The sequence below is a fragment of the Mycobacterium sp. TH-M15 genome, from assembly GCF_057473705.1.
This window is the reverse complement of the sequence record NZ_JBYCLB010000688.1, coordinates 1-12,983: the sequence shown is the minus strand read 5'-3', so window position 1 is coordinate 12,983 and position 12,983 is coordinate 1. Positions and strand designations below refer to the sequence as shown.

Annotated in this window: 15 protein-coding genes; 8 read left to right on the top strand and 7 right to left on the bottom strand. The window is 70.8% G+C overall.

Annotation, left to right across the window (positions count from 1 at the left end; translation table 11 throughout):
- Window positions 1-1,205 (top strand): RelA/SpoT family protein (locus AC2VNT_RS16905; RefSeq protein ID WP_486947952.1); only part of this gene is annotated, 1,205 nt, incomplete at its 5' end.
- Between the two features lie 22 nt (window positions 1,206-1,227).
- Here the strand turns inward: AC2VNT_RS16905 and AC2VNT_RS16900 are convergent.
- The gene (locus tag AC2VNT_RS16900) at window positions 1,228-2,004 is read right to left on the bottom strand and encodes a peptidylprolyl isomerase (RefSeq protein WP_486947951.1); all 777 of its coding nucleotides are present in this window, start codon (window positions 2,002-2,004) and stop codon (window positions 1,228-1,230) included.
- 7 nt (window positions 2,005-2,011) lie between these two features.
- The gene (locus AC2VNT_RS16895) at window positions 2,012-2,860 is read right to left on the bottom strand and encodes a peptidylprolyl isomerase (RefSeq protein WP_486947950.1); all 849 of its coding nucleotides are present in this window, start codon (window positions 2,858-2,860) and stop codon (window positions 2,012-2,014) included.
- Window positions 2,861-2,982: 122 nt separating this feature from the next.
- Between AC2VNT_RS16895 and AC2VNT_RS16890 the strand changes: the two genes are divergently transcribed.
- The 3 genes from AC2VNT_RS16890 to AC2VNT_RS16880 are packed head-to-tail and all read left to right on the top strand — an operon-like array spanning window position 2,983 to window position 5,394.
- Window positions 2,983-3,672 (top strand): MBL fold metallo-hydrolase, encoded by a 690-nt coding sequence (locus tag AC2VNT_RS16890; RefSeq protein ID WP_486947954.1) that lies wholly within the window; start codon window positions 2,983-2,985, stop codon window positions 3,670-3,672.
- Window positions 3,669-4,961 (top strand): histidine--tRNA ligase, encoded by a 1,293-nt coding sequence (gene hisS / locus AC2VNT_RS16885; protein ID WP_486947949.1) that lies wholly within the window; start codon window positions 3,669-3,671, stop codon window positions 4,959-4,961. Before AC2VNT_RS16890 ends, hisS begins: the two co-directional genes overlap by 4 nt.
- A gap of 19 nt (window positions 4,962-4,980) precedes the next feature.
- Window positions 4,981-5,394, top strand: coding sequence for a hypothetical protein (locus AC2VNT_RS16880; RefSeq protein ID WP_486947953.1), 414 nt, complete (start codon window positions 4,981-4,983; stop codon window positions 5,392-5,394).
- 26 nt (window positions 5,395-5,420) lie between these two features.
- On the opposite strand, the gene AC2VNT_RS16875 is transcribed toward AC2VNT_RS16880, so the two are convergent.
- On the bottom strand, window positions 5,421-5,762 hold the full coding sequence (locus AC2VNT_RS16875; protein ID WP_486947948.1) for a gamma-glutamylcyclotransferase family protein: 342 nt from the start codon (window positions 5,760-5,762) through the stop codon (window positions 5,421-5,423).
- Window positions 5,759-6,292, bottom strand: a complete 534-nt coding sequence (locus AC2VNT_RS16870; RefSeq protein WP_486947947.1) for a helix-turn-helix domain-containing protein — start codon at window positions 6,290-6,292, stop codon at window positions 5,759-5,761. The genes AC2VNT_RS16875 and AC2VNT_RS16870 overlap by 4 nt, the downstream gene beginning before the upstream one ends.
- Before the next feature lie 82 nt (window positions 6,293-6,374).
- On the opposite strand from AC2VNT_RS16870, the gene AC2VNT_RS16865 reads away from it, so the two are divergent.
- Both AC2VNT_RS16865 and AC2VNT_RS16860 read left to right on the top strand, forming a co-directional pair.
- Window positions 6,375-7,178 (top strand): aldolase, encoded by an 804-nt coding sequence (locus AC2VNT_RS16865; protein WP_486947946.1) that lies wholly within the window; start codon window positions 6,375-6,377, stop codon window positions 7,176-7,178.
- Window positions 7,171-8,046: a dihydrodipicolinate synthase family protein gene (locus AC2VNT_RS16860; protein WP_486947945.1), complete on the top strand. Its 876-nt coding sequence runs from the start codon at window positions 7,171-7,173 to the stop codon at window positions 8,044-8,046. Before AC2VNT_RS16865 ends, AC2VNT_RS16860 begins: the two co-directional genes overlap by 8 nt.
- Here AC2VNT_RS16860 and AC2VNT_RS16855 read toward each other — a convergent pair.
- From AC2VNT_RS16855 to ypfJ, 3 genes are all read right to left on the bottom strand, one after another.
- Window positions 8,043-8,513: a hypothetical protein gene (locus tag AC2VNT_RS16855; protein ID WP_486947944.1), complete on the bottom strand. Its 471-nt coding sequence runs from the start codon at window positions 8,511-8,513 to the stop codon at window positions 8,043-8,045. The two genes, AC2VNT_RS16860 and AC2VNT_RS16855, sit on opposite strands and share 4 nt — an antisense overlap.
- Before the next feature lie 34 nt (window positions 8,514-8,547).
- Window positions 8,548-9,930: an HNH endonuclease signature motif containing protein gene (locus AC2VNT_RS16850; RefSeq protein ID WP_486947943.1), complete on the bottom strand. Its 1,383-nt coding sequence runs from the start codon at window positions 9,928-9,930 to the stop codon at window positions 8,548-8,550.
- Between the two features lie 110 nt (window positions 9,931-10,040).
- Window positions 10,041-10,919, bottom strand: a complete 879-nt coding sequence (gene ypfJ, locus AC2VNT_RS16845; protein ID WP_486947942.1) for a KPN_02809 family neutral zinc metallopeptidase — start codon at window positions 10,917-10,919, stop codon at window positions 10,041-10,043.
- A 366-nt stretch (window positions 10,920-11,285) separates the two neighbouring features.
- Here ypfJ and AC2VNT_RS16840 point away from each other — a divergent pair, with 366 nt between their 5' ends.
- Window positions 11,286-11,585 (top strand): PE family protein, encoded by a 300-nt coding sequence (locus AC2VNT_RS16840; RefSeq protein WP_486947941.1) that lies wholly within the window; start codon window positions 11,286-11,288, stop codon window positions 11,583-11,585.
- 11 nt (window positions 11,586-11,596) lie between these two features.
- Complete coding sequence (locus AC2VNT_RS16835; protein ID WP_486947940.1) at window positions 11,597-12,847, top strand: PPE family protein; 1,251 nt, start codon at window positions 11,597-11,599, stop codon at window positions 12,845-12,847.
- The last annotated feature ends 136 nt before the right edge of the window (window positions 12,848-12,983 follow it).

Genomic DNA, 12,983 nt, shown 5'->3' with positions numbered 1-12,983 from the left:
ACGGCATCGCGGCGCACTGGCGCTACAAGGAGGCCAAGGGCCGCAACGGCGTTCCGCATCCGCATGCCGCCACCGAGATCGACGACATGGCCTGGATGCGCCAGCTGCTGGACTGGCAGCGGGAGGCCGCCGACCCCGGCGAGTTCCTCGAGTCGCTCCGCTACGACCTGGCGGTCAAGGAGATCTTCGTCTTCACCCCCAAGGGGGATGTGATCACCCTGCCGGCCGGATCCACCCCGGTGGACTTCGCCTACGCGGTGCACACCGAGGTTGGCCATCGGTGCATCGGCGCCCGGGTGAACGGTCGGCTGGTGGCGCTGGAGCGCCAGCTGGAGAACGGGGAAGTGGTGGAGGTCTTCACCTCCAAGGCGCAGAACGCCGGGCCGTCGCGGGACTGGCAGCAGTTCGTGGGGTCGCCGCGGGCCAAGACCAAGATCCGGCAGTGGTTCGCCAAGGAGCGTCGTGAGGAGGCGCTGGAGTCCGGCAAGGACGCCATCGCCCGCGAGGTGCGTCGGGTGGGCCTGCCGCTGCAGCGGCTGGTGAACGGCGAGTCGATGGCCGCGCTGGCCCGGGAGCTGCACTACGCCGACGTCTCGGCGCTCTACACCGCGGTCGGCGAGAGCCACGTGTCGGCGCACCACGTGGTGCAGCGGCTGGTGGATCTTTTGGGCGGGGTGGACCAGGCCGAGGACGACCTGGCCGAGCGGTCCACCCCGCTGACCCTGCGCGGCCGCCGCCGCCGCACCGACGACGTCGGGGTCGCGGTGCCCGGCGCGCCCGGGACGCTGACCAAGCTGGCCAAGTGCTGCACCCCGGTGCCCGGCGACCAGATCATGGGCTTCGTCACCCGCGGCGGCGGGGTCAGCGTGCACCGCACCGACTGCACCAACGCCGAGTCGCTGCGCCAGCAGGCCGAACGCATCATCGAGGTGAAATGGGCGCCGTCATCGTCGTCGGTGTTCCTGGTGGCGATCCAGGTGGAGGCGCTGGACAGGCACCGGTTGCTCTCCGACGTGACCAAGGTGCTGGCCGACGAGAAGGTGAACATCTTGTCGGCGTCGGTGACCACGTCCTCGGGGGACCGGGTGGCGGTGAGCCGGTTCACCTTCGAGATGGGCGACCCGAAGCACCTGGGGCACCTGCTCAACGTGGTCCGCAACGTCGAGGGCGTCTACGACGTCTACCGGGTGACGTCTGCGGCCTGAGGCGGCCCGAGGCGGCCCGAACTCAGCCCAGCTGCGCCGAGGTGATGGTGACCGGGGTGGTCGGCGGCCCGTCCTGCCCACCGTCGGCCACCCCCGCCGCGGCGATGGTGTCCAGCGTGGTCAGCCCGGTGTCGTCGATGGTGCCGAAGATCGTGTACTGCGGCGGCAGCTGCGAGTCGGCGTACACCAGGAAGAACTGGCTGCCGTTGGTTCCCGGCCCGGCGTTGGCCATTGCCAGGGTGCCGCGCGGGTAGCTGATCGGCCGGTTGAGCGCGGGGTCGTTCGGCGGGTACTGGTCGGTCGGGTATTCGTTGGCGAACTGGTAGCCGGGCCCGCCGGTGCCGTCGCCGCGCGGGTCGCCGCACTGCAGCACGCTCAGGGTCACCGCGGTGGTCAGCCGGTGGCAGCGGGTGTCGTCGAAGAAGTGCTGCCGGGTCAGGTTGACGAAGCTGTTCACCGTGCACGGCGACCGGCGGCTGTCCAGGGTCAGGCCGATGTCGCCCCGGTCGGTTCGCAGCTGGACGACGACCTGCTCCGGGCCGGCGGCCAGCGGGCCCGACTGCGGTGGGTTCACCGGCTGCTCCGACGGACCGGGCGTGGGCACGTACCGGCAGTCGACCCCGGACGCGGCCGGTGCGCTGGTCGGCTCCGTCGAACTGGACTCCGGCGCCGAACCGGACCGTGGTGCCTCGTGTTCACGGCTGCACGCCGCGATCGTCGTCAGCACGCCGAGCAGGCAGCCCAGCGTCGCACCGACGATCGCCGACCGTCGGGTCGCCGGGGACGCGGAGTGGCTCATCGCGGCCTCAGTCCGTCCGCACCGACTGGATGACCACCTTGGTGGCCGGCGGGCCGTCGTTGGGGTTGGTGCTGTCGGCGGCGACGCCGGCGGCGGCGATCTTGTCCAGGGTCTCCAGCCCGTCGTCCTGGATCCGGCCGAAGATCGTGTACTGCGGCGGCAGCTTCGAGTCCTGGTACACCAGGAAGAACTGGCTGCCGTTGGTCCCCGGCCCGCTGTTGGCCATCGCCAGGGTGCCGCGGGGATAGGTCACCGGTACCGTCAGCGCGGGGTCGCCCGGGGGGTACTGGTTGGTCGGGTACTCGTTGGTGAACCGGTAGCCCGGCCCACCGGTGCCCTTGCTGGTCGGGTCACCGCACTGCAGCACACTGAGCTCCGGCTCGGTGGTGAGCCGGTGGCACGAGGTGTCGTTGAAGTAGTCCTGGCTGGCCAGGCTGACGAAGCTGTTGACCGTGCACGGCGACTGCCCGTTCTCCAGCATCAGCCCGATCGGGCCCTGGTCGGTCATCATGCTGACGCTGATCTCGGCCGGGTCGGTGGGCACCGCGCCGGTCCGGGGCGGTTTGACGTCCTTGGCCGCCTTGCCCGATGCCGGGTACTGGCAGTCGGCGCCGAGGTTCTCCGGCGCCTTGAACACCGGCAGCTCCCCGGGGGCGCTTTCGGCGGCGGCCTCCTGGTGCGAGCCGCGCTTCTTCATCAGCACCGCGGTGGTTCCGCCCGCGATCACCAGCACCGTCGCCCCGACCGCGGCCGCGATGCTCATCAGCCGCCGCCGTCGAGCCCGCTCCTCGCGGCGCTTGAGCTGTTGCTCCAGTCTGCGCTTGGCTGTTTCGCGTCGTTCTCGGTTGGTCGGCACGGCCGAATGACCTCCGTGGTTAGGTGGTGAGTCCGGGTTGAGTCTGCCAGCCGACGGTGACCGCCGATGCCGCGGCCCGGTGGTGTCCGGCCGGCGGGCGCCGGGATGAGAAACTGGGCACCGTGTTGGTCACCGGATTTCCCGCCGGGATGCTGCAGTGCAACTGCTACGTGCTGGCGCAGCGCCCCGGCGCCGACGCGATCATCGTCGACCCCGGACAGCGGGCCGCCGGCCCGCTGCGGCGGATTCTCGACGAGAACCGGCTGACCCCGGCCGCCGTGCTGCTCACCCACGGGCACATCGACCACATCTGGTCGGCGCAGAAGGTCTCCGACACCTACGGCTGCCCCACCTACATCCACCCGGCGGACCGGTTCATGCTGACCGACCCGATCCGGTCGCTGGCCACGCTGCCCGGCCACGCGCTGTTCGGCGCGCTGTCCAAGGTGATGTTCCGGGAGCCGCGGCAGCTGGTCGAGCTGGACCGCGACGGCGACAAGATCGGCCTCGGCGACACCACCGTCACCGTCGACCACACCCCCGGGCACACCCGCGGCTCGGTGATCCTGCGGGTCCAGGGTGATTTCTCCGACGGAGCCGTGGAGGTGGTGTTCAGCGGCGACACCCTGTTCCAGAACTCGGTCGGCCGCACCGACCTGCCCGGCGGCAGCGGGCGTGACCTGATGGGCTCGATCGTCGACAAGCTGCTGGTGCTCGACGACGCCGCCGTCGTGCTGCCCGGCCACGGCCCGCGGACGACCATCGGCGCCGAGCGGCGCCACAACCCGTTCCTGGAGGGCCTGAGCCGATGAGCCCTCCCCGAGGACCTAAGCCGCCGACCCCGCGCGCGTTCACCGGGCCGAAGGGCGTGCCCGACTACCTGCCGCCGGACTCGGCGCGGTTCGTCGCGGTCCGGGACGGCCTGCTGGAGGCCGCGCGCCGGGCCGGCTACGGCGATATCGAGCTGCCGATCTTCGAGGACACCACGCTCTTCGCCCGCGGGGTGGGGGAGTCCACCGACGTGGTCGCCAAGGAGATGTACACCTTCGCCGACCGCGGCGACCGCTCGGTGACGCTGCGCCCGGAGGGCACCGCCGGGGTGGTCCGCGCGGTGATCGAACACGGGCTGGACCGCGGCCCGCTGCCGGTGAAGCTGTGCTACGCCGGGCCGTTCTTCCGCTACGAGCGCCCCCAGGCCGGCCGGTACCGGCAGCTGCAGCAGGTCGGGGTGGAGGCGATCGGGGTCGACGACCCGGCGCTGGACGCCGAGGTGATCGCCGTCGCCGACGCCGGCTTCCGGGCGCTGGGGCTGACCGGTTTCCGGCTGGAGATCACCTCGCTGGGCGACGACAGCTGCCGGCCCGGCTACCGGGAGTTGTTGCAGGAGTTCCTGTTCGGGCTCGATCTGGACGAGGAGACCCGCCGCCGCGCACGGCTCAACCCGCTGCGGGTGCTCGACGACAAGCGCCCCGAGATGCGGGAGCTGACCGCCGGCGCGCCGGTGCTGATCGACCATCTCTCCGAGTCCGCCGAGCGGCATTTCCAGACCGTGCTGGCCTACCTGGACGCGCTGCGGGTGCCGTATGTGATCAACCCGCGGATGGTGCGCGGGTTGGACTACTACACCAAGACCACCTTCGAGTTCGTGCACGACGGCCTGGGCGCGCAGTCCGGGATCGGCGGCGGCGGCCGCTACGACGGGCTGATGCGCGAGCTGGGCGGAGCCGACCTGTCCGGCATCGGGTTCGGGCTCGGCGTGGACCGCACCCTGCTGGCGCTGGCCGCCGAGGGCAAGGCGGCGCCGGCCGCGGCCCGCTGCCAGGTGTTCGGGGTGGCGCTGAGCGAGCCGGCCAAACTGCGGCTGGCGGTGCTGGCCGGCGCGCTGCGCGCGGCGGGCGTGCGGGTGGACCTGGCCTACGGCGACCGCGGTCTCAAGGGCGCGATGCGGGCCGCCGACCGGTCCGGCGCCCGGGTCGCCCTCGTCGCCGGCGACCGCGACATCGAGGCGGGCACGGTGGGGGTGAAGGATCTGGCCACCGGGGCGCAGGCCGACGTCGCGTTCGATCAGGTTGTCGCCGAGGTGCGCACCCGGGTCCGGTAGCGTGCCGGGCATGTCCAGCATGCGAAGAATGACCACCCGGGTCGGTGCGGCCCTGATCCTGGCGACCACCGCAGTCGCCGTCGGCCAGGCGACGTCGACCGCCGAGCCGCAAGCCCACCAGGTCGTCTACACCGTGACCACGACCAGCGACCTGGTGGCCAACATCCAGTACATCCAGACCGACCCGCCGGACATGAAGGCCTACAACGCCAACGCGTCGCAGTACCTGACGCAGCTGCACGTCCCGATCACCGGCGGCGAGCCGCTGTCCTACACCGTCACCCTGGCCGACCCGGGTCAATGGGCGCTGATCACCGCCAGCGGCGGGCTGCGGATCAACCCCGAGTTCCACTGCGAGATCAGCGTCGACGGCCAGGTGGTGGCCTCCCAGCAGGGCGGCAGCGGGGTGACCTGCGCGACCCGGCCCTGGTAGGCGCGGACCCGACAGCCCGAGTCGGCTCAGCCGGCGAAGGCGTACACCCAGGCCGACGCCCCGGACCGCAGCGGCACCGAGATCCGCCGGTAGGCTTCCACCTCGTAGTCGTCGGCGGCGGCCAGTTCGGCGGTGCTGACGGCGAAGACGATGCCCGGCACGGCGGCGTCGGGACGGTCGGACGGTTTGAGGATCGGGTGGCGGTTGCTGCCGCTGGCCGCGATCACCTGCGGGTCGGTGATGGTCACGTAGTGCAGGTCGAACCCGGCGACGGCGTCCGGCCGGCCGGCCAGTTGGCGGCCGAACGTGCTCAGCTGCACGCCCCGCTGCTGCAGGGTGCCGTAGGAGAACAGCAGCTCGGACGTCACCGCGGGCCACCCGGTTCGCCGGCGGCGACCACGACCACCTCGGTGGGCGCGCTGCCGACGGTTCGGAACCGGTGGGGCACCGACGCGTCGAAGTAGGCACTGTCCCCGGTGCCGAGCAGGACGCTCCGGTCGCCGTAGGTCAGCTCGATCTCGCCGGCGTGCACGAAGACCAGCTCCTGGCCGGTGTGCACCGGGTGCGGGTCCCGCGCCGCGGTTCTGGCGGGCCGGACGACGAACGGGGACATGGACTTACCCAGCAGGTCGGCGGCGAGCGCGCGGTAGCGCTGGCCGTTGCCGGCCCGGTCGACGGCCCGGTCGACGACGATCTTCTCGGCGTCGCTTCGCTCGGAGAACAACTGGGCGACATCGACGTCCAGCGCCCGGGCGACTCGGATCGCCACCGCGATCGAGGGCGTGCTGCGGCGTCGTTCGATCTTCGACAGGTAGCTCTTGGTCAGCCCGGTCCGCTCGGCGAGCTTCTCCAGGGTGAGCCCGCGCTGCCTGCGGACGGCGCGCAGCAAAGCCGTCATGGCACCATGATGACACAGAGTGTCCTAGCCGATAGCATCGTTTCATAGCTGCATCGTCGATATCCACCCTGGGGAGTCCGCCATGGCCACCACCTTCACCGATTCCAAGTCCGACCTGATTCAGCGTGCCGAGCAGCGGCTGGCCGAGAACGTCGCCGTGTCGTCGTGGAGCACCCGGCAGAAGCTGGCGCTGACCTGTCGGGCGCTGGCCGACCGCGGCCACGACTCGGGCCTGACCGGCCAGATCACCGCCCGCGCCGAGCGGCCCGGCAGCTACTACACCCAGCGGCTCGGCCTGGGTTTCGACGAGATCACCGAGGACAACCTGCTGGTCGTCGACGAGGACCTCAACGTGCTCTCCGGTGTCGGGATGGCCAACCCGGCCAACCGCTTCCACAGCTGGATCTACCGGGCGCGGCCGGACGTCGCCTGCATCGTGCACACCCACCCGTTCCACGTCGCGGCGCTGTCCATGCTGGAGACGCCGCTGGTGGTGTCACACATGGACACCACGCCGCTCTACGACGACTGCGCGTTCCTGCCCAGCTGGCCGGGGATTCCGGTCGGCAACGAGGAAGGCGAGATCATCTCCGCGGCGCTCGGCGACAAGAAGGCGATCCTGCTGGCCCACCACGGCCAGATCGTGGCCGGCGCCAGCGTGGAGGAGGCCTGCTCGCTGGCGGTGCTGATCGAGCGCGCCGCCAAGCTGCAGCTGGCCGCGATGGCCGCCGGCACCGTCAAGCCGCTGCCGGAGCAGCTGGCCCGGCAGGCCCACGACTGGACGCTGCTGCCCGACCGCAGCCGGGCGAACTTCGCCTACTACGCCCGTCGCGCGCTGGCCGCCCACCCCGACGCGATCACCCGGCAGGAGACAACAGGTGACTGACTTTCGCGGCATCATCGGCTACTCGGTGACACCGTTCACCGCCGACGACACCGTCGACACCGCTGCGCTGACCGCATTGGTCGACCGGCTGGTGGTCTCCGGGGTGCACGCGATCGCGCCGCTGGGCAGCACCGGCGAGCTGGCCTACCTCGACGAGGACGAGTTCGACACCGTCGTCGACGTCTCGGTCGCCGCGGTGGATCGGCGGGTTCCGGTGATCGTCGGGGTCTCCGACCTGACCACCGCGACCACCGTGCGGCGGGCCCGTCGGGCCGCCGACGCCGGGGCCGACGCGGTGATGGTGCTGCCGGTGTCCTACTGGAAGCTCACCGAGCGGGAGATCATCACCCACTACACCCGGGTCTCCGACGCGATCGGCATCCCGATCATGGCCTACAACAACCCGGCCACCAGCGGGATCGACATGCCGCCGGAGCTGCTGGTGCGGATGTTCGAGACCATCGAGAACGTCACCATGGTCAAGGAGTCCACCGGCGACCTGAGCCGGATGCTGGCCATCGCCACGCTCAGCGACGGGCGGCTGCCGTTCTACAACGGCAGCAATCCGCTGGTGCTGGACGCGCTGCGGGTCGGCGCGGCCGGCTGGTGCAGCTGTGTGCCCAACCTGCGGGCGCAGCCGTGCCTGGACATCTACCAGGCGGTGCAGACCGGCGACCAGGACACGGCGCGGCAGCGCTACGACGACCTCAAGCCGCTGCTGGAGTTCGTCGTCGCCGGCGGGCTGGCCACCACCGTCAAGGCCGGGCTCGAGTTGCTCGGGGTGCCGGCGGGGGCGCCGCGGCCGCCGCTGCTGCCGCTCGAGGAGCCGGGCCGGGCCGAGTTGGCCAGGCTGCTGTCGCTGGCCTAATCGCCGGCCCGGGTCAAGGTGATCGCCTCCTCGCGCCAGCCGCGCTCGGTTTTGCACTCGCCGTCGTCCTGGTAGCCGACCGTGCCGGCGAGCGTGCTGGCGTCGATGGTGTACACCGTCGTGGCCGGGAGCGTCCTGCCGTCTGGTTCGCCCTGGTACGTGCAGGTGAATCCGTGCGGGTTGTGCACGGTCATGTGCCAGCTTCCGCCGGTCAGTTTCGCCACGCCGTTCCAGCCGCTGGAGCTGTTGACGTTGGCGACGCACCCCTCGGTGGCGCAGGACGACCGGATGGACCACGTCCCGACCTGGCCGTTCGCCGTCGCGGTGTAGATGCCGTTGAGCGGTTGCGGGTCCGCGTGGGCGGTGGCGGTCAGGCAGAATGTCGTGGCGCAGAGTGTCGTGGCGCAGAGTGTCGTGGCGCCCGCCGCGGCGAACAGCACCGGCACGGTGCGGGTTAACGGGGTCATCGTTCCTCGTGATCTCGGGTGGCCGCTTCGGCAGCTACGGTCCATCGTCATCATCCTCGACTCTGGCACATTCGTGCAGAAGTTTCTCGGGGTGGTGAAACACGTTGACCCGCGGTTGGCCGTGGTCGAGATGCGCCGGCGGTAGCCACCGCGCGCGGCCGTCGCGGCTGCGACCTCGGGTCCGCCAACCGCCGGGGGTGAGCAACCGGTGGTGGGGGCCGCAGGCGAAGGTGAGGTTGTCCATGCCGGTGTCGCCGGTTTCGGCGTAGTCGGTGATGTGGTGGACCTCGCAGAGGTAGCCGGGCACGTCGCAGCCGGGGTGGCTGCAGCCGCGGTCTTGTGCGTAGAGGACGATTCGTTGCCCGGGGGAGGCGAGTCGCTTGGTGTGATAAAGCGCCAGCGGCTTGGCATTGTCGAAAATCGCCAGGTAATGCCGAGCGTGGCCGGCCAATCGGATGACGTCGCTGAGCGGCAGCCGAGACCCACCGCCGGTGCGGGCGATACCGGCGGCGGCCTCCAGTTCGGTGAGCGTGGTCGTGACGATGATGCTGGCCGACAGGCCGTTGTGCTGGCCGAGGTCACCGGAGGCCAGCAGGCCACGCAGACCGGCCAGGAGTCCGTCGTGGTTGCGCTGTGCGGCACTGCGGGTGTCGCCGTCGATGGCGTCTCGGGTCGGGCTGCCCTCGACGACGGGGTCCGGCCGCTCGGGGTTGGCCATGCCCGGCGCGGCGAGTTTGGCCAGCACGGCTTCCAGGGTGGCCCGCAGTTCCGGGTTCAGGCAGCCGCGCAGCGTGCTCATGCCGTTGGCGTCCTGGGCGCCGAGCGTCAGGCCGCGGGCACGGGCGCGGTCCGCGTCGGTGAAGTTGCCGTCCGGGTTGATCGCGTCGCTGAGCTTGTCGGCGAGCCCGGCGACCTGTTCGGGCCGGAAACGAGTGGCCTGGCGGGCCAGGTCGGCTTCGGCGCGCTCCCGGGTGCCGGCGTCGACCCAGTTGGGCAGCGCGTGGCAGAACCGTCGGATCGCCCGCACGTGGTCGGTGTTGATGTGGCCGGCTCGTTGCGCGGCCGCGGTGCCGGTGAGCAGGGCGGGGAGCGGCTCGCCGGTGAGCGACCGCCGACTGCCGAGGTCTTCGGCATCATGGATGCGCCGACTGGATTCACCGCGGGTGATGTGCAGCCGATCCGCCAGCGCGTGTACCAGAGGTCCGTCGACCTCGTCCGGGGTGGCCTGGCGGCGAATGGCGTTGATCTGCTCGTGTTCGAATGCGGGCAGGCGCCGGCGCACCGCCTCGCAGCGGGCCAGCGCGGCGAAGCGGTCCCGGGTGCTCGCGGCGTCCAGCGACAGCGCGAGTAGCCGCGACACCGCGGCGTCGAGTGCGTCGAACGCCGCGGCGATCTCTTCACCGGTACTCGAACCCATGTTCGAAATACTACTCGTCGGCACCGACAAGTCGGTGCACTCGATCAAGGCGGGTCGGAACGCAGAACGCTCAGTGGCGCAAGTGAATCCAGTGACAGACGGGACGCGGGTCAGCCGAGATCCGGCGCGGTGAAGGTGTCGCACTGGTTCGGGTCGCCGAGCTGGTAGCCGACGGTGAACCAGTGCTGGCGCTGCGCGGAGGAGCCGTGCGTCCACGACTCCGGGTTGACCCGGCCGGTGGCGGCCCGCTGGATGCGGTCGTCGCCCACCGAGGACGCGGCCGACAGCGCGTCGTGGATGTCGGCGTCGCTCAACGGCTCCAGGAACGGCACCCCGGTGCTTTGCTGCCGGGTGATCTGCGCGTAGTGCGCCCACACGCCGGCGTAGCAGTCGGCCTGCAGTTCGGTGCGGACACTGCCCCCGGTGGCGCCCTGGGCGCCCTGCTGGGAACGGCCGAGCACGCCGAGCAGGTTCTGCACGTGGTGGCCGAACTCGTGTGCCACCACGTACTCCTGGGCCAGCGGCCCGCCGCTGGAGCCGAACCGGTCGACCAGCACCTGGAAGAAGTCGGTGTCGAAGTAGGCGGTCTGGTCGTTCGGGCAGTAGAACGGCCCGACGTCGCTGCTGGCCGGCCCGCAGCCGGTCTCGGTCATGCCGCTGAACAGCTCCACCTTCGGGCGGGTGTAGCCGCGCAGCAGCTCCGTCCAGACCCCGTCCACCGAGTTTCCGGTGGCCACCACCCGGCACTGCACGAACTTGTTGGCGTCGGCACCGGTCCGGCACTGCGCCAGGTCGAAGCCGGGTGCCGCATACTCCCGGGTGTCGACCGGTATCTGGCTGATCACCCCGCCGGGGTCCGCGCCGAGCAGCAGCGCGGCCACCACGATGATCAGCCCGACGACCCCGCCGCCGATGGCCATGCCGCGCCCGCCGGCGCCGATGGACGACGTGCGGCTGGTGTCGATCCGGATGCCTTCGTTGAAGGTCATCGCACACTCCAAGGGTTGCGGCCTGCACAGCGAACACCAGCTTCGCACACGGCGACGACCCGTGACCGCCGGTTGGTCAACGTCGCCGGGAACGCCGCCGCCACACCACACCGGCCACAGCCGTTCGACACGTGTTAGCCGTTCCCTAACGATTCCTGATAGTTCGCCGCCCGTGTGGACTGGCTCACGTCTGCGCTGCTACCTTTCGGACGTCCCTGTGGATTCCCGGCCGACCGGATCGTCGACCCGGTCGGCATGTTGGAGACCGTACCGTGGCGGGTGGCATTGGCGACGTGCTCGTCGCTCACCCGGTCGCCGACCGGGGGTTGCGGGGTATAGAGCTGTACGGGGTATGGGAGGAAACGCATGACGTTCGTGAACGCCGAGCCGGAGATGATGTCGGCTGCCGCGGGCAGCCTGTCCGGTGTCGGCGCGTCGATGACGGCCGGGACCAACGCCGCGGCCGCACCGACCGCCGGTGTGGTGCCACCGGGGTCGGATTTGGTGTCGGCGCTGGCGGCGGCGCACTTCGTGACGCACGCCGAGATGTTCCAGGCGGTCAGCGCGCAGGCGGCGGTGGCCCATCAGCAGATCGTGGAGACGCTTGCCGGCAACGCCGGCGCCTACGCCGCGGCCGAGGCCGCCAACGCCGCCGCCGCGGGCTGACCGGGACTTCGATGAGTCTTCTGGGGCTGTTGCCGCCGAGTTTTTTTGCACTGCTGCCGCCGGAGATCAACTCGGCGTTGATCTACTCCGGTGCGGGCTCCGGTTCGCTGACCTCCGCCGCGGCCGGCTGGCAGAATTTCGCCGAGGACCTGACCGAGTCGGCGCAGGCCACCATGAACGTGATCGCCCAGCTGGGCAGCTCCTACCACGGCCCGTCGTATGCGGCGACGGCCGCGGCGGTCAACCCGTTCGTCGCGTGGATGCACGCCACCGCCGGCCAGGCCGCGGTGATGGGCCAGCAGGCGGCCACCCAGGCGGGCCTGTTCGAGACGGCGCGCGGCGGATCGATCCCGCCCGCGGCCATCGCCGCCAACCGCGCCGAGCTGCTGGTGCTGATCGCCACCAACTGGCTGGGGCAGAACGCGGCGGCGATCGCGTCGAACGAGGCGCAGTACATGGGGTACTGGACCACCGACGCGACGGCGATGGAGGCGTACTCCCACGGGACGCAGGCCAACACCGCCGCCGCCCAGAAGCCCACCCCGCCGTCGCTGGCGGCCAAGTCGTTTTCGCTGCCGGGAACAGATATCACTTCGAAAACGTACCCAGGCGGGACCTTCGGCTCCGAGTTGTACACATTAGAAGAGGGCGTGCTGAGTTTCCTGCATCTATCGTCGGTGTCGCCGACCACTTTGGATCTCCCGGCGTGGCTGCTGACCATGCCATCGGAGGATACGATGGGGTTGTTCTACGTGTTCTATCCGTTCTATTTCCTTGCGATGTTCGGCACCATCGGCCTGCGGCTGCTGATGATGGGGGGGATGGGCGGCAGCCTGGCGCGGGCCGGCGGGACGAGCGGCATGGGGATGCTGGCCAGCGCGGAGTCCGGCGCCTCCGGCCCCACCCAGCTGATGACCCAGATCGGCGACTTCGTCGACGACAAGCTCAAGGGCGCGGTCGGCGTGCTGGCCAACCACTTCACCACGGCCACCAACGGCATCTCGGCGAAGCTCGGCCAGGCCGCCTCGATGGGCCAGCTGCGGGTGCCGCAGGGCTGGTCGCCGGCGGCCGACGGGATGGTCCGCGCCGCGCCGGTGGTGCCGCACACCACGGTCAGCGCCCCGGTGCAGACCATGTCGGCGCCCGGCCTGCCCGGCGGTCCGTTCGGCAACGCGATGATGGGTGCGCTGGCCGGTCGCGGCATCGGCAGCGTGGCCGCCAAGGCGCCGAAGATCGTTCCCCGCTCGCCGTCCGGCGGCTGACGGAAGGAGCCGGGCAGCGGTCTCCGCCGGGGCGACCCGGCACCCGACAACAGATTTCCGATTTTCGAGGAGGGGCGAATATGCCTTCACGTTTTATGACCGATCCGGATGCGATGCGGGCGATGGCGGGCCGGTT

Bases quoted from the DNA above. Each gene is read 5' to 3' on its own strand.
- hisS (WP_486947949.1), top strand. From the start codon at position 3,669: ATGAGCCCTCCCCGAGGACCTAAGCCGCCGACCCCGCGCGCGTTCACC.
- AC2VNT_RS16865 (WP_486947946.1), top strand. From the start codon at position 6,375: ATGGCCACCACCTTCACCGATTCCAAGTCCGACCTGATTCAGCGTGCC.
- AC2VNT_RS16880 (WP_486947953.1), top strand. From the start codon at position 4,981: ATGCGAAGAATGACCACCCGGGTCGGTGCGGCCCTGATCCTGGCGACC.
- AC2VNT_RS16840 (WP_486947941.1), top strand. From the start codon at position 11,286: ATGACGTTCGTGAACGCCGAGCCGGAGATGATGTCGGCTGCCGCGGGC.
- AC2VNT_RS16900 (WP_486947951.1), bottom strand. From the start codon at position 2,004: ATGAGCCACTCCGCGTCCCCGGCGACCCGACGGTCGGCGATCGTCGGT.
- AC2VNT_RS16850 (WP_486947943.1), bottom strand. From the start codon at position 9,930: ATGGGTTCGAGTACCGGTGAAGAGATCGCCGCGGCGTTCGACGCACTC.
- AC2VNT_RS16835 (WP_486947940.1), top strand. From the start codon at position 11,597: ATGAGTCTTCTGGGGCTGTTGCCGCCGAGTTTTTTTGCACTGCTGCCG.
- AC2VNT_RS16855 (WP_486947944.1), bottom strand. From the start codon at position 8,513: ATGACCCCGTTAACCCGCACCGTGCCGGTGCTGTTCGCCGCGGCGGGC.
- ypfJ (WP_486947942.1), bottom strand. From the start codon at position 10,919: ATGACCTTCAACGAAGGCATCCGGATCGACACCAGCCGCACGTCGTCC.
- AC2VNT_RS16870 (WP_486947947.1), bottom strand. From the start codon at position 6,292: ATGACGGCTTTGCTGCGCGCCGTCCGCAGGCAGCGCGGGCTCACCCTG.